Origin of the sequence: Paraflavisolibacter caeni (assembly GCF_025628885.1) — a bacterium.
Taxonomy (GTDB): domain Bacteria; phylum Bacteroidota; class Bacteroidia; order Chitinophagales; family Chitinophagaceae; genus Flavisolibacter; species Flavisolibacter caeni.
In genome coordinates this window covers 229152-247379 of sequence record NZ_JAOTIF010000001.1, presented here as the reverse complement: position 1 = coordinate 247379, position 18228 = coordinate 229152, and the positions used below count along the sequence as shown (strand labels likewise).

General features: G+C 41.8%; 14 protein-coding genes. 8 read left to right on the top strand and 6 right to left on the bottom strand.

The genetic code is table 11. The features are described from left to right. The first annotated feature begins 78 nt into the window (after positions 1–78). The 3 genes from OCK74_RS01070 to pheS are packed head-to-tail and all read left to right on the top strand — an operon-like array spanning position 79 to position 2962. Positions 79–1041: a CPBP family intramembrane glutamic endopeptidase gene (locus OCK74_RS01070; RefSeq protein WP_279295124.1), complete on the top strand. Its 963-nt coding sequence runs from the start codon at positions 79–81 to the stop codon at positions 1039–1041. Between the two features lie 5 nt (positions 1042–1046). Then, entirely contained in the window at positions 1047–1916 is an 870-nt protein-coding gene (locus OCK74_RS01065; RefSeq protein WP_279295123.1) for a phosphatidate cytidylyltransferase, read from the top strand. Between the two features lie 23 nt (positions 1917–1939). After that, the gene (pheS, locus tag OCK74_RS01060; RefSeq protein ID WP_279295122.1) at positions 1940–2962 is read left to right on the top strand and encodes a phenylalanine--tRNA ligase subunit alpha; all 1023 of its coding nucleotides are present in this window, start codon (positions 1940–1942) and stop codon (positions 2960–2962) included. Between the two features lie 174 nt (positions 2963–3136). On the opposite strand, the gene OCK74_RS01055 is transcribed toward pheS, so the two are convergent. Beyond that, entirely contained in the window at positions 3137–3334 is a 198-nt protein-coding gene (locus OCK74_RS01055) for a hypothetical protein (RefSeq protein WP_279295121.1), read from the bottom strand. 176 nt (positions 3335–3510) lie between these two features. On the opposite strand from OCK74_RS01055, the gene OCK74_RS01050 reads away from it, so the two are divergent. The 4 genes from OCK74_RS01050 to OCK74_RS01035 all read left to right on the top strand — a co-directional run bounded on the left by OCK74_RS01050 (position 3511) and on the right by OCK74_RS01035 (position 9188). After that, positions 3511–4365 carry a 3-hydroxyacyl-CoA dehydrogenase family protein gene (locus OCK74_RS01050; RefSeq protein WP_279295120.1) on the top strand — a complete coding sequence of 285 codons (855 nt, stop codon included), beginning with the start codon at positions 3511–3513 and terminating at the stop codon, positions 4363–4365. Positions 4366–4524: 159 nt separating this feature from the next. Further along, entirely contained in the window at positions 4525–5646 is a 1122-nt protein-coding gene (locus tag OCK74_RS01045; RefSeq protein WP_279295119.1) for an SDR family NAD(P)-dependent oxidoreductase, read from the top strand. Between the two features lie 104 nt (positions 5647–5750). After that, a complete protein-coding gene (locus tag OCK74_RS01040) occupies positions 5751–6833 on the top strand; it encodes a carboxypeptidase-like regulatory domain-containing protein (protein ID WP_279295118.1) in 1083 nt (360 codons plus the stop codon). A gap of 582 nt (positions 6834–7415) precedes the next feature. Next, a complete protein-coding gene (locus OCK74_RS01035) occupies positions 7416–9188 on the top strand; it encodes an ABC transporter ATP-binding protein (protein ID WP_279295117.1) in 1773 nt (590 codons plus the stop codon). Positions 9189–9233: 45 nt separating this feature from the next. On the opposite strand, the gene OCK74_RS01030 is transcribed toward OCK74_RS01035, so the two are convergent. The 3 genes from OCK74_RS01030 to OCK74_RS01020 all read right to left on the bottom strand — a co-directional run bounded on the left by OCK74_RS01030 (position 9234) and on the right by OCK74_RS01020 (position 12294). Beyond that, positions 9234–10139, bottom strand: coding sequence for a phosphatase PAP2 family protein (locus tag OCK74_RS01030; RefSeq protein WP_279295116.1), 906 nt, complete (start codon positions 10137–10139; stop codon positions 9234–9236). Positions 10140–10335: 196 nt separating this feature from the next. Continuing rightward, positions 10336–11226, bottom strand: coding sequence for a phosphatase PAP2 family protein (locus OCK74_RS01025; RefSeq protein WP_279295115.1), 891 nt, complete (start codon positions 11224–11226; stop codon positions 10336–10338). Between the two features lie 195 nt (positions 11227–11421). Next, positions 11422–12294: a hypothetical protein gene (locus OCK74_RS01020; RefSeq protein ID WP_279295114.1), complete on the bottom strand. Its 873-nt coding sequence runs from the start codon at positions 12292–12294 to the stop codon at positions 11422–11424. A 194-nt stretch (positions 12295–12488) separates the two neighbouring features. Here OCK74_RS01020 and OCK74_RS01015 point away from each other — a divergent pair, with 194 nt between their 5' ends. Next, positions 12489–13514 carry a S41 family peptidase gene (locus tag OCK74_RS01015; RefSeq protein WP_279295113.1) on the top strand — a complete coding sequence of 342 codons (1026 nt, stop codon included), beginning with the start codon at positions 12489–12491 and terminating at the stop codon, positions 13512–13514. Between the two features lie 138 nt (positions 13515–13652). On the opposite strand, the gene OCK74_RS01010 is transcribed toward OCK74_RS01015, so the two are convergent. Continuing rightward, positions 13653–14579 (bottom strand): TraR/DksA C4-type zinc finger protein, encoded by a 927-nt coding sequence (locus OCK74_RS01010; protein ID WP_279295112.1) that lies wholly within the window; start codon positions 14577–14579, stop codon positions 13653–13655. Between the two features lie 5 nt (positions 14580–14584). After that, on the bottom strand, positions 14585–17932 hold the full coding sequence (gene ileS, locus OCK74_RS01005; RefSeq protein ID WP_279295111.1) for an isoleucine--tRNA ligase: 3348 nt from the start codon (positions 17930–17932) through the stop codon (positions 14585–14587). Positions 17933–18228 lie beyond the last annotated feature (296 nt).

The window sequence follows — 18228 nt, the reverse complement described above, 5'->3', positions numbered from 1 at the left end:
AAAACAAGGTTAGGAGCTTATCTTGCAGCCGTTTTTCTAAATAGAACCGCAAAAATACATTACAGAAAGGGAGGAGATATGCAATCTTATCTTAAAACAAGACCAGTATGGATTCAACTGTTGCTATTTCTAGGAATGGCATTCGGTACCTGGACAATTTTAAGCCTAACCGCAGGGATCATTGTTACCAAAATTACAGGTATCAGCTTCTTAGAGTTAAGCAACATGAAAAACTGGGATAATTCCAATCTGAGCAATAAAGTTGCAGTGCTCAGGACATTGCAATTAGCGCAGTTTCTTGGATTATTTTTGATTCCCAGCCTCTTGTTTGCCTATTTTTCTGATCCCAAGCCTGATCGATATATTGGCCTGAAAAAACCATCAAATCATATTTTTTGGTTGTTAGGTATTGGCGCAATGGTCATATCAATACCATTGGTTGAATATTTAGGGATGCTGAACCGAACGTTTGTTTTTGGTCCGGAAACACAAAGGTGGATCCAAAGTAAAGAGGAAGAAGCCTTGAAACTGATCCAGTTTATGCTCAGCAAGCATACGCCCTGGCAATTGATCCTCAACCTTATTTTTATTGCTGCTTTCGCAGCGATTGGAGAAGAGCTTTTCTTCCGTGGCGTTTTGCAGCGACTATTTATTAAGGCATTTAAAAATCCCTGGGTGGGCATTTTAGTGACGGCCATGATATTCTCGGCCTTTCATTTTCAATTTTTTGGTTTCCTTCCCAGAATGGCTTTAGGAGTTCTGTTAGGTATGATTTATTGGTTTAGTGGTAGTCTCCTGACTGCCATTGCGGCTCATTTTGCTTATGATGCCTTACTGGTGATACTTGCTTACCTGAAACCGGAACTAGCGGCAGATGCTGAAGCCACTATGTTTGACCAGTCGAACCTTGCCTCTGTTGCTTTGATCAGTGCGGGTATTGTTGGCGTCATTGTATGGCAAATGATCAAGCGTTCCCGCAGTTCGTATGTAGATGTGTATAAACATGACACAACTAAACCCCATGACTTCACTTTTGATTAAATAAAATGGCATTCAACTGGCAAACGTTTAAAACCCGTACCCTAACAGCAATCGTTTTTGTTGTTGTCATGATGGCTGGCCTGTTATGGAACCGCTGGTCATTCTTCATTTTATTCTCTGTAGTTCACTTTGGTTGCTGGTTTGAATATCAAAAGCTTATTGCCAAGATCAATCCTGACTATCCAGCCATTCCACCGGCTCAAAAATATGGCGTAATGCTGGCCGGGTGGTGCATGATGCTCTATTTTACGAACGCAGAGATCAGGATAGCAGGCGTCCGACTTAACGAGGTTGGATTCTGGACGGGATTGGTGTTAATGATCCTGCTACCCCTGCTGATATTGCTACAATCAAGAAAATTCTTTTTGAAGAATCTTGGATATTCATTTTTTGGACTGCTCTATATTTCATTGAGTATAGCCCTATTGATCGATCTGCGCAACTATTGGATCGAGGATAATTATCAATTGAACCTGATCATTCCTTTATTGATCATTTTCTCTTTGTGGGTGAATGATACGATGGCATATGTTGTAGGTTCCTTCATTGGCAAGACCCCCTTCTCTCCTATTTCTCCCAAAAAAACATGGGAAGGCACGATCGGTGGAATGATCCTGGCCATTATTGCGATGAGTTTGATTGCTTATTTTACAGGGAAGTTATCACCCGTACATACCGCTATTATAGCTACCCTGGCAGCGATTTCAGGCACCTATGGAGACTTGTTTGAAAGTAAGCTGAAACGCATGGCAGGCGTCAAAGACAGTGGCCAGATCATGCCCGGGCATGGTGGTTTTTTAGACCGTTTTGATTCGCTACTATTTGCCGCGACAGTGGTTTGGGTATATGTGCAGCTGGGTTTGAGCGGGTTCTGAAGCAGGCAGCTTATATTTGCAGCATGGATCAAATTGTACAGCAAATAGAAGCCTATCGTAAAGAAATCGAAGGTTTAGAAATTGTTACTCCCCAACAACTCGAAGAATACCGCATTAAATTCCTGGGTACAAAGGGTATTGTAAAAAGTCTCTTTGGTGAAATGAAGAATGTACCCAATGAAAGAAAGAAGGAATTTGGTCAGGTACTGAACGATTTCAAGCAATTTGCTGAAACAAAATACGAAACTGCCAAAGAACAGTCTGCAGGCAATGGCCAGCAGGCTGTAGAAGAAATTGATCTTTCTCTTCCTGGCGACGCTATGCAGACAGGATCCCGTCATCCTATCAACCTGGTGCGCAAAAGGATACTTGATATTTTTAACCGACTGGGCTTTGCTGTAGCTGATGGTCCGGAGATCGAGGATGACTGGCATAATTTCACTTCGCTGAACTTACCAGAGCATCACCCGGCCCGCGACATGCAGGATACTTTTTACATTCATCAGAATCCAGACTGGCTGCTGCGCACACACACCAGTAATGTGCAAACCCGTGAAATGGAAAAAGGGAAACTTCCTATCCGCATCATTTGCCCGGGAAGGGTTTACCGAAACGAAACTATATCAGCCCGTGCTCACTGCTTCTTCCACCAAGTTGAAGGCTTATACATCGATGAACACGTAAGTTTTGCCGACTTAAAGCAGACTTTATACTTCTTTGTACAGGAGTTGTTTGGAAAAGATGTGAAAGTGCGTTTCCGTCCCTCCTATTTTCCTTTCACTGAGCCTAGTGCAGAAATGGATATCAGTTGTTTGATCTGCGGTGGAGATGGTTGCCGCGTGTGTAAACATACCGGCTGGGTGGAAATCCTGGGCTGCGGCATGGTGCATCCAAAAGTATTGGAGAATTGCGGTATTGATTCCAATAAATATACCGGATATGCGTTTGGTATGGGCATAGAGCGCATTGCAATGCTACTCTATCAAATCAACGATTTACGCCTCTTTAGTGAGAATGATGTGCGGTTTTTGAGGCAGTTTGTCTGAACCGCGGATTTGCAGCATTAAAAAGATTAATGAGTTAATTTATTGCCTATTGCCAGACTTGAGATAGTTTGATTGAGGGGGAAAACATGGCTTGTAGACAGATTTTAACCCTGTCTATGGAGACTACTTTATATTCTTTACTCCTTTTTCCTTCTTTCAATTCCTGGTTCAGGATTATCCAACCTCAGATTCTGTAGCTGCCGTCAAAAATTCTGCCTGACTGCCGGGGTTTTCTATATCAAGCTGAGGAGCATTTTTCGAAGGCCTTTCTTCTTTTTTTGCTTTCTTCTTCATTACGAACAAAAGTATCAAACCGGCTGCCCATGCAGACAACATGCCGACAATCATGGGTATTGGCAATTTTTGTTTCATAAGAAAGTGTTGATTCTTAAAGTTACGAAATACAAATAAGCCAATATATGATAAACATTCGTGCCAGAATATGGGCGGGGCATTCCTTTACACTAATTGTAGGTAGCGGAATTGATTGAGTGCTTATTTGTTCTGAGTAAAAGTTGCTAACTTTTATAATTGAAATCCTTTTTGAAATGCACCTTTCAACCATTTGTATCTGCGGAGCAGGAACTATGGGCAGTGGCATAGCCCAAGTAGCAGCATCGGCTGGTTTTAAAACCATTTTGTACGAGGTAAATGGGCATGTATTGCAAAATGCAGCCAACAAACTGCAAAAGGATCTTGCCGCACTTGTAGAAAAAGGGAAGATCGATGAAGCTGCAAGAGCAAATATTTTCAACAATCTAACATTCACTTCAGAGCTCAATCACTGCGTTGCAGATTTGATCATTGAGGCCATTGTAGAGAATATGGAAGCTAAGGCTGCCTTATTGCAACAATTAGCCAAAATCAATAAACCAGAAACTGTTCTGGCAAGCAATACTTCTTCTCTATCTATTACACAACTGGCTAGACAAGTAATCTATCCTGAAAGAGTAGCTGGTCTTCATTTTTTCAATCCAGCTCCAATTATGAAGCTGGTAGAAATTGTAAAAGGAGAACAGACCGGCGATGAGATAGTACAGTCATTAGTAAACATTATACAACGCATGAACAAAATACCTGTAGTGTGTAAAGATGCTCCAGGATTCATTGTCAACAGAATAGCACGCCCTTTCTACATTGAAGCCCTTAGACTGGTAGAAGAAGGGATTGCCGACTACCCTACTATTGATCGACTGATTGAAGCCAGAGGCTTCAAAATGGGTCCCTTTCATCTGATGGATCTAATTGGCAATGATATTAACTATGCCGTTAGCTGTTCGGTTTATGACCAATTAAATCAACCAGATCGTCTCAAGCCCTCATACTTACAAAAAGAAAAAGTTGAAACCGGAGCTTTAGGCAGAAAAACAAAGAAGGGATTTTATAATTATGATGCCCCCTAGTCCGCCAGAGGCGGAGAGCATCTGCGCACAAAGGCATAATTGTAGCGTTCTTAAAATTTGTAAAATATCCAATTGGCAATTAGATAAAATTTCAAACTTGTAGAAAAGAGATGTACCCGTAGTTTTGCGCTTTATAAATTAAACGGGCTCAGCCTATTTTTGAACAAGCATACTAAATTGAATAATACATCTTCGCAAATAACGGAAAACAACGATCAAAACGGACCTGAGGGTCAGAACTCACCTACTACAGACGGAGTTGAGCGTGTGAGGAAGATATTAGTAACAGGAGGTACTGGTTTTTTAGGAGCTTATGTTTTGAAGAATTTGGTTGAAAAAGGCTTTTCGGTTCGTGCTATCAAGCGCACCAGCAAGCATCCTTTTTACATCCCCAGGTCCATTATGGAAAAAGTGGAGTGGGTAGAAGGGGATGTACTGGATGTAGTAGCGCTGGATGATGCCATGCAAGGCATTGATTCAGTTATTCATTCGGCCGCGGTTGTTTCTTTTGGAAAAGCAAACCGCCATGAAATGTACCAGGTGAATATTGAAGGAACTGCCAACGTTGTGAACATTGCGCTGGAAAACAACATTAAGCGACTGGTGCATGTAAGTTCAGTGGCTGCCCTGGGCCGTACTCCCAAGTCTGAGCTGGTGTCGGAAGACAAGAAATGGGAAGAAAATAAAAGCAACACTCACTACGCTATCTCAAAGCATAAAGCGGAACTGGAGATTTGGCGAGGAATTTCTGAAGGACTTGGAGGTGTTATTATCAATCCCAGCACAATTTTAGGCTTTGGCGACTGGCACCAATCCAGTTGTGCTATTTTCAAAAATGCCTATAAAGAATTTTCCTGGTTTACCGCTGGTGTGAACGGGTTTGTTGGCGTAGAAGATGTTGCAGAAGCGGCAGTACAATTATTATTATCTGATATTACAGAAAAACGGTTTATTGTCAATACTGAAAATATTTCCTTCCAGCATCTTTTTAATATGATTGCGGAAGGTTTTGGTAAAAGAAAGCCTTATCGCCAGGCCACCTATAAAATGGGTGAAATTGCCTGGAGGCTGGAAGCGCTCAAATCCCTATTTACCGGCCAAAAGCCGTTATTAACAGCAGAAACAGCAAAAGTTGCGCATAGTCATACCCGTTTTAATAACAGTGCTTTGCTGAAGGCATTACCACAGTTTTCTTACACACCATTAGAAACAGTTATCAGTGATGCCTGTAAAAAATATATGGAGGCACTAAAATTGGGGTTGGTGACGTTAAGGAAATGACAGAAACCTATGCAGTGACAAATGTAGAGGAATGATGACAGATAAATAATTAATTATTGTTGGAGTGATTTGGAAGATATTGAGCTTTAAACAACAAAATTCTTATGAAAAATATCATTTTACACCGTACCTGTTTATTCTTATTCGTTACCCTTATTTCTTTTTTAGGACATACGCAAGCCATTATTAGTGGAAAAGTAGTGGATTCAGAAACTAAGACCCCACTGGAAGGAGCATCCGTATTTGCCCAAAACACTACCAGAGGTGTTATTACCAATAAAGAAGGTGATTACAGAATCATATTGAATAAAGGGGGCTATGAACTTGTCATTTCTTTTACCGGTTACTCCAGTCAAACGATCAACATACAGGCAGATGCTGACAAGCAAATAGATATTGAATTGAAGAAGGAAGATAAAAGCATGAGTGAAGTAGTGATCACCAGCAGTAACGAGGTGCCTGATGGCCTTGAAAAGTATGGGCAGTTTTTTCTCAAGAATTTTATAGGGGCTACCCCTTTTGCAGATAGCTGCACATTGAAAAATCCCGAAGCATTGAAGTTCCTGTATTACAGACGCTCTGATAGATTGAAAGTTCTGGCAACAGAGCCACTTCTAATTGCAAACAATGCACTGGGCTATAACCTTAGATACGAACTAGACTCGTTTGTATTTTACAATAAAAACTCCATCTGTTCTTATCGAGGCAATTGCCTGTATACTGTTATGGAAGGAGATACTGCACAACAAGCTTTATGGGCGAAGAACAGGCAACAGACTTACTTAGGTTCCCGTCTCCACTTTTTGAGATCTTATTATGACAGCACGCTCAAACAAGATGGCTTTACTGTGGACATGCTGTCGCGGACAGATGCACATCAATTCCAACGCCTGGCAAATCCTTATGATACATCATATTACTACTATAATGACTCCACTGGTAATGCGGAACTTTGGTTTCCGCAAAAAGCAAGTATCACTTACACGAAGAAAGCACCAGAAGCAGCTTACCTGCAGCAAAGCCACCTGCCACTTAATGTAAAAATGCAAATCTCTTACGTAGACTTGTCTGATGCTATTCTAATAAAGGAGAATGGTTATTTTCTTGATCAGCGCAGTTGGACGGCGCAAGGTTACTGGAGTTGGAAAAATCTAGCGGACCAACTGCCGTATGACTATGAACCTTGAGCGGTGTTGGGCAATTTGCCAAGGAGAAGGCCAGGCATGAAAGGGTTCAAAAGATCATGTTAATGATCTTTCAGTGCCGGCATACTTACCAATCAGGTGAAAAGGTAATTACTTTTTAAACTCAAGGAAATTCTCAAGCCTTAGATGAATGCATTAACCAGAATAAACAGTAATACAATAATGCCTACGACTCTTAGAGCGATCTTGATTGAGGTTGCGCTAAATAACTGATTCATGGATACTAGAATTCGATTGTTACGGATTTGCAAAGTTGGATCGTCAATATTAATCAGGAAAAAAGAATCGTCAAAATATTATTTTTTGCTGGTAAATAAGAACATTTAATCGATCACCAGGATTTGTTTGAAATTGATCAAAAAGACTGACGTATCCTTATGACTTAATTTAATCATATACTGATCATAATCAGCTTTTTATGGCTTTATATCATTAGTTTTCAAAGCCGCTTCCTCTACATTGCACGCGCTTTTTGGAATTAGATTCATACCGTCCAATATGCAAAACATGTTCAACAAGGGAACGAAACATCAACATTATAATGCTTGCTTATAATCACGTTCGATGAAAATACTTTGGAAATACCTGCATCCTCAGAAAAGGCTAATCTTCTTTTCGTTGGTATTAGCGACTGTGGCACAACTACTTTCATTAATAGACCCAATTATATACGGTAAAATCATTGACACATTTGCGTTGAATCCTGGAAACAAGAGTCATCAAGAACTTGTTATGGGAGTACTTAAATGGTTGGGCATCAGTATTGCGATCGCAACCGGTTCCCGTGCAGCCAGGGCTTTCCAGGATTATACTTCCAGGCTTGCAGTTCAAAAGTTCGGAATGCGCATTTTTAATGATGGCTTAAAGCAGGCACTCCGGCTTTCTTACCAGGAATATGAAGAACAACGAAGCGGCGAATTGGTATCTGTGTTACAAAAGGTCAAGTCGGACACAGAGCGTTTTATGAACACTTTCATTAACATTCTGTTTTCATCTCTTGTTGGCCTGAGTTTTCTCATTTGGTACGCCATCACTAAAAATTGGCTCCTGATCCCTGTTTTCCTTATCGGTATTCTTTTATTAGGGTCTCTTACGGGCATGTTATCTAAAAAGATGAAAGCAACCCAACGGGCCATCAACAAAGAGACTAACCGGCTTAGTGGCGCCATGACAGAGTCGCTCAGGAATATAGAACTGGTTAAAAGCCTTGGATTAACTTTCTCAGAATTGCGCCGTTTACGCGATCAGAATCAAAAGATATTTGACCTGGAAATGACCAAAATCCGTAAGGTTCGCTCCCTAGGCTTTGTACAAGGCGCAACCATTTTGCTTTTAAAACAGGGAATCCTGTTTGCTCTTCTTTGGCTCATTTTCAAGGATCTACTTACACCCGGAGAATTGGTGAGCATGCAAGCCATTTCATCTTCGATATTCAGTCCTCTACAAGACTTAGGACATATTATCCTCAACTACCGAGAAGTTGAAGCTTCCATCAACAACTTTGATCATTTGATGAGCAAGCCTGTTGAAAAACGGCCAGACGATGCCAAGGAATTGGGGCATTTGCAGAACATCCGTTTTGAAAACGTATCTTTCCGGCACCGCACAGCCCAAACCAATGCCATAGAAAATCTTTCATTTTCTACAGAAACAGGTGAAACTATTGCTTTTGTAGGTCCTTCCGGTTCCGGTAAATCGACCTTGGTAAAGCTACTGGCAGGTCTATACCGGCCAGTTAGCGGAGAAATCTACTATAATGAAGAGCATGCTTCAGTAATACACTATAATGAACTGCGCCGGCAAATTGGATTGGTGACACAGGACACACAACTTTTTGCAGGATCTTTCAGGGAGAACCTGCAATTTGTAAAACCACATGCTACTGATGCAGAAATGCTTCTTGCGTTACACAAAGCTTCGTGTGATGAATTACTTGCCCGCTCGCCAGATGGTCTGGATTCTATTATAGGTGAAGGCGGCATCAAGCTTTCGGGAGGAGAAAAACAACGTCTTTCTATTGCCCGTGCGCTGATACGTAATCCCAGACTACTCATTTTTGATGAGGCAACATCTGCACTTGATTCACTTACAGAAGAAAATATTACTGCTACAATCCGTAATATTTCAGCCAGCCGCAATCAAATCACGATCCTGATCGCTCACCGACTTTCCACCATTATGCACGCTGATGTAATCTATGTCCTGGAAAATGGTGAGATTGTTGAAACAGGTACCCACGATAACCTATTGCTGCAAAAGGGCCTGTACTATGCTATGTGGAGACAACAGATCGGTGAGCGGAGGGGCACAGTGAAGAAAATAACAGATGGTTGTTAGTAGAACCTAGAACCAGGAAAAAAGTTTGATTGTCAGGAATCCATGTTAAAATGAGTGCACCATGCCGAGGCCAATAGCCCCGTTTTGGTAGGTAGGCATGATCATAGTATGGGATGACTTTTCCTTTCCTTCTTTTACAAACAAGTTCTTCATTTTGGGATAGAGCCAATAGGAAATACGCGTAGATAAAATGCCCACGCCAGCCCCGGCAATAACATCATTGAGCCAATGTTTGTTGTTGTACATCCGTAAAAAGCCTGTGCCGGCCGCTACAGCATAGCCGGCGATGCCGTACCAAGGAGAGAGGTGCTTGTACTCCTGCCGCATGAACTCAGCAGCAATAAAGGCTCTCGTTGTATGGCCAGAAGGAAAAGAAAGGTAATTGGAACTGTCCGGACGAATCTCATCTGACAAACGCTTAACAGAGGAAACGATACCAGTACCGATTAAATTAGACATTCCGTACAGAAGACTACGATCAATAAAGTTATTCTTACCCTTCACTCCTGCTGCATTGAGCACATACACTGCTACTGCAGGAGCCATCAATGAAAAGTTATCAATATGTAAAGGTTTTCCGTTTCCATTATTTCTGTCTTCCCACAATCCCTTTCTAACGGCCAAATTCACACTTTTAAGTTCTTTATTTGATAATGCGAATGCACCATAACCGATCATAGCTGTAGGAATCAAGACAGCCTTTAAAGAAATTGGCTTAGATACAATAGGGGCCTTTGTAATGGTCTTTGCTGAATCGCCTGCTACATTTAAAGAAGTATCGCTTATTAAATGGCTTACACTGTTATTAACTAATGAGGAAGATGAACGTTCAATTAAAGTTGAATCGATCTGTACTGAAGTAGAAGATAAATCTTTTTGCTGAGCCCAAACAGATGCTGCAGGGCAGATTAAGCCTACAGTAACAAAAAGGCAAAGCAATGTTCTTAGCATTGTCATGGTTTACAGAGGATGATGGGTAAACAATTAGCTCATGAAAAGTCAGCCATTATGCATGGACTCATAATTATGAACCAAGCTGCAATTTACATTGAGCCAAAGGGATAATATTTCAAGAGCTTGTTATTTAACTAGTTGCTTACAATTACTATCCTCGCAGTAAAGCTACCAAAAATGTTGTTAAAGCCATTTATTGGACACCTTTCAGGTTAATCTTTCCTGCAGCCCTCCTTTTATATTCCTGCTTATATACTGCTTTTGTAACAAAATGCCCGATGGAAGCACCAATAACAATATCACTTAACCAATGCCGGTTGTCATACAGTCGGGAAATAGCAGTCAATGATGCCAGTGCGTAGGCTACCCAAGGCACCCATTTCTTATTATTATATTCCAAAGAGAATGCAGTTGCTACGGCAAAAGCTGTGTTTGTATGCCCTGATGGGAAACTGGTATATTCTTCGCCGGTGAATGGAGGTGCAAAATCGAAGGGATCATCAGTACGGGTTGGCCGTTGCCGGCGGATAACAGATTTTGCGGCGATATAGAATACTGTTGAAATTGCTAAGGATTTGGCTACAGACAAGGAAGCATGCTCCATGCGCCGATTGTGTGTAATGATGCTTGTTGCATACATACCAGCCAATAAAAATGGTGGGAAACGATTTCCTAAAGGATATAAAATTTCTGATGCCTTATCAAATACTTCATTCTGATTCCGCAACATCATTTCCTGGACAGGTTCATCCAGGGTAAGCATTATGATACCTGTTCCACCAATAATAGTGGCAAACTTTGCCCAATCCCTTCCTTTCCAATGCAGAGGCGTAGTTGCCGCGTATTTGAAATCTGTCCAGTAGGATTTTAAATAGGTCCCATTAATCCTGTAATAGTATCCGGGAACAGAATCTTTAGATTTTGCATCATTTAATTTAATCACAGTGTCCATTCCCTGCCCAGGCGGAGCAACAAAAGCAGAATCAGAACTTTCCTGAGCAGTTGATGGTAAAGCGGAAAAGAATTGCAGAAAAAGTAACAAGGCACAAATAGGAGTTCTCAACTTTTGTATAAAAGGTTGCATTAGCCTAGGGTGTTTAATACAGAATTGCTTATAAAACAGATGCCTGTTTTATTATATACTTATCTATTTATGTACTATGATTTTTATGCCAAGATGTGCAATTAAGCTATTAGAAGTCATCTTCTTCAACTTTCAGCTATCCAATTGATGTAGCAAAATCATGTGCACCCGTATTGACCCGTTTGAGCTGGTAGTTTACTTGTTTAAAATGTCCTTTGACACGGGAACAGAAGGAACGGAATTATTGCCCATCGAAGCTGATTGCTTTTTTTTATTTGAAGACATGTTCCCTAAGAGAAACAAGCAGGCAATCATGGCCGAAACCGATAAAGCAATCCAAAAACCGATTTGGGAGGAAACTCCGGGGATGCCTGCATCTGCAGCAAAATGAGCACCTAAAGCTAAGGATAAAGGGTAAACAGCTCCTTTAGAAAGAAGAATACCAGCAAGGATAAATCCCCAATCAAGTCTTTTCCACAACCAAATACCCCCTAAAATCAATGGGGGAACCAAGAGGGATAAGTCGAGGGCAAATACTATACTTGTCGGGTGGCCAGTCATAATAATTATAGACGGCACTATATCTGCCGAGATAAACTGATATATCTGAGTTGTATAGACGCTCAATAATCCGAATGCCAATAAAAACATATAGCCGCTGATCCACTTAGCAGGAACACCATTTTTAAACTTCCAACCGATGGCTTCAACATCAATGGAGAGCAATCCAAAGATCAAAGTAAATATGGATAGTGTAAATATTGCCACATAAACCAGGAAGAATGCGTTGAAGGCTGATCCAAACAGGTAAAAAGCATAATTATACAGCATATAATCTACCATACCTAACCATACAAGTTGAGCCCTTTGAGAACCACGCATTGAAAAGATCAAGGAAACAATGAGCAGGGGAAGTGCGATTATCAAAGTGACAAGATCAGTTCCCCGCCATGCAGTATTTACAAAAAGATTATCATGGTAAAGTCCCTTGATCAAGAGCCCACCGATTGAAGCTACCAGGGCGAGGATAACAATCACTATTGTTAAACGATAAGCAGATCTATGCATACCTGACATATTGTATGTTATGAGTCATGGTTTCGTAGAGACAGATACCTGCTTTAAAAGATAAATTTACTATTGAAAGTTATTTCTGCAAAAAGCATGCGACTCAAAGAAGGAATTTCATCAATAGGAACTAACGACATATAGCTGTAACCTTTTTTCAGAAACATGCATCCAATAGAAATAAACCAACGAAAATGTTTTACAAGAAATTATTAACGGCTATTTGCCTTTTGCTGGCCTCCTATTCATTTGGTCAGGCCATCACCCCCAAGGAAAAGAAGGCCATATTTGACAGCACCCGGAAACTTTTTGCGACTCATTACCACTTTAAAAGCAGCGTAAAGCCTACCCTGGAATACCTTGATAAACAATGGAAGTCAGGCCGTTATACAGCGCTTAATACCATAGATGCTTATAAAGACTCATTGTCCCGGGACCTGAAGCATTTTACACAGGACGGGCACCTTAACTTCTTTTACCTGACACCTGATATTGCCAATGATACAGCGCCAAAGCCACAGATACCATGGGGATTGATCAATGACAAGTTTCTGAACAATGGCTTCACCAAGTTGGAAATACTTCCAGGAAATATTGGTTATATAAGAATTGAGGCTTTCGGGTCTCCGGATCAAATTGTACCATCAGCCTTTTCTTTTGTTCAAAATACCGATGCCCTGATCATAGACTTAAGAGGAAATGGAGGTGGTATGCTTTCCAATGAGGTAATCAGTTATCTTCTTCCTGAAGACTCGATCCTTGTAAACACCATTTTTTGGAACGACCATACTGATAGCATCTATACCTATCGTAAGTTAGCAGGTCCGCGATACCTAGACAAGCCTGTTTATTTACTCACAGATAAAGGTACTTTTTCCTCGGCAGAAGAATTTGCATACGATCTTCAAAATATGAAAAGGGTAATGATCATAGGTGAAACTACAGGAGGTGGGGCTAATCCAGGTGGGACCATGCCTGTTTACCGCTTCAAAGATGGATCAAGACTTGACCTATATGTATCCATGGCTCATGTTGAAAACCCGATTACGAAGACGAACTGGGAAGTGAAAGGTGTTCAACCGGATGTGCAGGTTCCTGCAAAAGATGCATTACAAAAAGCCCATATGATAGCACTTGAACAGTTGAAACAAAAGGAGCCTAATAATGAAGTTCAGAAAAGGTATAAGGATATTATTGAGCGAGTGGGTGTGGGGAGGTGAATGGTGAAACGTGGATGGTGAAGTAGCGCTTTAAGGGCGGCGTTAGAGATAGTAAAAAACCCCGAAGGAATTCATGGCTTCGAGGTTTTAGTTTAAAACCAGTGGTATTGAAACCTTTGGTTTATAAAAAAAGTTAGCTTATTTATTCATCATTTGTTTTGCTTCGATGCTAAGAGTAGCATGAGGCACTGCGCGCAAACGAGCTTTATCGATCAATTTGCCAGTTACGCGGCAAACGCCATAAGTTTTGTTTTCAATGCGCATAATGGCTTTTTCCAGGTGGTCAATAAATTGAATCTGGCGGCTAGCCATTTGGCTCAATTGTTCTCTTTCCATACTCATACTTCCATCTTCCATTGTCATATAACGACCTTCATCCATTTCACCGCTCTCATCCTTCCTTGTGATCAAGCCTTGTAAATAAGCAAGTTCTTTTTTGGCTGTTTCTAGTTTCCTATTGATCAGCTCTCTAAATTCGGCCAACTCGGCATCAGAATATCGCATAGTAGGTTTCTGTTGTTCTTGATTTTGATTATTATAGTCTAACACTGATTTAGTAAACTCAGGTTCGTATTTAACGGCTTTTGATGTTGTTGTTTTTGGTACAGAAACAGGCTTTACCGATTCTTTCCTGGATGCTGGTTTTTCTAAAGGCTTAATAGCGGGCTTTACTTCCTGAACTGTCGGAGCTTCAACGGAAGCCTTCTTTACAGTAACAGGAGGTTTTGCAGGCTCATGCTGTGCAACTGCCGGGGATTTTTTTACCGGTGCAGCCGTTTTTCCAACCGCGGTTCCTTTTTTTACAGAATGGGCTCCTACAGAATGGGCTCCATTCCTAGTAGCCACCTTCTTATCCTTTATGGATGAGGCAGCAGGTTTTGCGACCTTAACTGCAGCCACAGAACGTTTAGCAGGAGCCGCTTTTTTCACTGGCTTTTTAGCTTCGGACTTTATTGATCCGGTAGCTTTAACAGGTTTCTGACTTGCAGCTTGTTTTGCTGCAGTTTTTTTCATGGGTGTTGCAGCTTTTGCCTCCTTTTTAGGCGCCGCTTTTTTTGTTGCCATACCAATTACTCCTTTTTAGAAACGATGACCTTCAACACATTGTCATTTACTTCTATTTCTATGCCATCGTTAATATCGGGTGCTAACTCTAGCTTATCTGCCAGAATTTCAGCGCAAATATAATTGTTAAACTTAGCCAAGGACTGCTGTATGCCATTATTGGCAGCCACTTTCACTTCTATCCTATCTGTAACATCAAAACCACTATCCTTCCTGATTTTCTGAATCCTATTTACGAATTCCCTGGCATCACCCTCCTGAACCAATTCAGGTGTAACATTGATATCAAGGGCTACTGTTAAAGGCCCCTTACTGGCAACTGTCCAACCTGGGATATCCTCACTACTAATTTCCACCTCGCTAAGGGTCAACTCTACAATATCATCTCCAACGGGAAGTGAATATCGACCTTCTTTTTCAAAAAAAGTAATATCATGCTGACTAAATTTTGACAATTTAGTATTTACCTCTTTCATTTTAGGGCCGAGCTTCTTTCCCAAGGCCTGAAAGTTAGGTTTTATTTTCTTTTTAATAAAGCCTTCCGTATCTGTAAGGAACTCAATTGCTTTTACATTCACTTCTGCGAGTATAAGTTCTTGTACTCTGTGCAATTGTTGTTCCATAGCAGGGTTGAGTACAGGAATCAACACCTTTTGAAGAGGTTGCCGAACTTTAATATTCGCCTTCTTTCTAAGAGAAAGAATAAGAGATGAAGCATCCTGGGCTAATTGCATTCTTTCTTCCAGCAGCACATCAATTAATTTCTCATCAGCATCCGGGAATAACAAGTGGTGAACAGATTCAGCGGTATGCCTACCGGTTACAGCATTTAAGTTGCGGTAAAGCTCATCACTGAAGAACGGAGAAATAGGCGCCATCAACCGAACTACAGTTTCCAAGCACTCGTAAAGGGTTTGGTAAGCGCAAATTTTATCCAATTCGTACTCTCCTTTCCAGAAACGGCGGCGACAAAGGCGTACATACCAATTACTTAGGTGTTCATCCACAAAGTCCTCGATCAAGCGGCCAGCTGTGGTTGGCTCATAATCGTCAAATGCAGCTTTGGTCTTTTTGATCAAAGTATGGAGGGAAGAAAGGATCCACTTGTCAATTTCAGGACGATCTTTTACCGGGATGTAATCTTCCTTGAACGTAAATCCGTCTACATTGGCATAGAGCGCGAAGAATTGATATGTATTATATAATGTACCAAAGAATTTGCGCTGTACCTCGCGAATACCTTCAATATCAAACTTCAAGTTGTCCCAAGGAGATGCGTTGGTCACCAGGTACCAGCGGGTGGCATCGGCGCCAAAGTCGGCAATTGTTTTAAACGGATCGATCACATTGCCGAGGCGTTTACTCATTTTATTGCCGGCCTTGTCCAGAACCAAGCCATTGGAAACGCAGGTTTTGAAGGCCACGCTATCAAACAGCATTACGCCAAGGGCATGGAGGGTATAGAACCATCCACGCGTTTGATCCACACCTTCAGCGATAAAGTCGGCAGGGAAGTTATGATTAAAGGTTTCCTGCTTTTCGAAAGGAAAGTGCCATTGGGCATAAGGCATGGCACCACTATCAAACCAAACATCGATAAGGTCTGGCTCGCGGCGCATTGGCTGGCCTGAGTCTGACACGAGGATCACGTCGTCTACATAAGGCTTGTGGAGGTCGAGAATGCCGTCGTGCAGGTAATGGGTATTTACATCACCGCCTAAAACCTCATTGGCTTTACGGATCTCGGCATTGAGCTCTTCAATTGAGCCAATGCATTTTTCTTCGGTGCCCTCCTCCGTTCTCCAGATCGGAAGCGGCGTGCCCCAGTAGCGACTACGGCTGAGGTTCCAGTCCACCATATTTTCCAACCAGTTGCCAAAGCGGCCTTCGCCAGTAGCTTTTGGTTTCCAATTGATGGTTTTGTTCAGCTCGACCATCCTTTCGCGCAAAGCCGTTGTACGGATGAACCAAGCATCCAAAGGATAGTAAACCACCGGCTTGTCGGTACGCCAGCAATGGGGGTAGCTGTGTTCGTATTTTTCAACCTTGAAAGCCCTGTTCTCCTTTTTCAGTTTTACAGAGATATCCACGTTTACATCTACATAACCAGCCTCGTCTTTATAATCTTTTATATAGCGTTTGCTGAATTCGCCCAGGCCATCCACGAACTTTCCTTCGCGGTCTACCAAGGTTAAAATACCAATATTGAATTTCTTACCTACCTTAAAGTCATCCGCACCAAAGGCTGGAGCTGTATGCACGATACCAGTACCATCTTCGGTAGTCACGAAGTCGCCCAGCAACACCCGGAAAGGTTTAGCATCAGGCGTTACTGCCTTGATGGCTTCCAAAGAATTGGCCTCATATGGAAGTAATTGCTCATATTCCAGACCTTCCAGATCTTTTCCTTTGAATTCAGCCAGGATTGTCCAGGGCAGGTGTTTTGTTCCTTCAGTATATCCTTCAAAATCACCATTCTCTTCTTCGGGCTTAAAGTACTTGCCCAGGAGCGCTTTGGCTAATACAAGATTTACAGGAAGGTGGGTATAGGGGTTGAAGGTTTTCACCAAGACGTAGTCAATGTTGGAACCTACTGTCAGACCGAGGTTAGAAGGAAGGGTCCAAGGAGTGGTCGTCCAGGCGAGGAAGAATACTTCCGTGGTTGGAGCCGCATCGAAAAGGAACTTGCTCTTTTCGTTTTGCACCACCTTAAACATGGCAATGGCGCTGGTATCCTTTACCATTTTGTAGGTACCGGGCTGGTTGAGCTCGTGAGAGCTTAAACCTGTACCAGCGGCGGGTGAATAGGGCTGGATTGAGACGCTTTTATACAGCAATTCCTTTTGGTAGAGCTGTTTCAGGCACCACCACAGGCTTTCAATATATTCATTGGTAAAAGTAATATAGGGATCTTTCAGGTCGACCCAGTAACCCATTTTGGTGGTCAGGTCGTCCCACTTGTCCTTATAGCGCAAAACGGCTTCGCGGCATTTCTGGTTGTATTCTGCCACGGAGATCTTTTTGCCAATATCCTCTTTGGTAATGCCTAATTCCTTTTCTACTCCAAGCTCTACAGGTAAGCCATGGGTATCCCAACCGCCTTTGCGCTGTACTTTGAAGCCGCTCATGGTTTTATAGCGGCATACGAGATCCTTCAGGGTGCGGGAAATGACGTGGTGGATGCCCGGCATACCATTGGCGCTGGGGGGACCTTCGTAAAAGACGAAAGGCTGGGCGTCCTGACGGATTTCAATACTTTTTTCAAAAGCGTTTTCGCTCTCCCATTTTTGGAGGATCTCTTTTTCAATGGAAGGCAGGTTAAGATGCTTAAACTCTTTATAGCGATTGGCCATAAGGCAGATGACTTAAATTAAAAATGTTTGCAAAGGTACGAAATGGAGTTCACAAGTTGGGGGAGAGTAAGGCAGCTATGGCTTAGATACGCCTTAGGTACGGAGTGGATACGGAGTATATATGGAGTATCTAGGGAGTATGTACGGAGGATGTTTACTATAACTCTACTATAAGTTTACTATAACTTTACTGTAAGTTTTCTATAAGATTACTATAAGGTATAGGCTTGGAATGACGAATGGGGTAGAAAAGATGATAGAGGGTAGATGATAGAGGGGATTTCGGAGGTGGGATT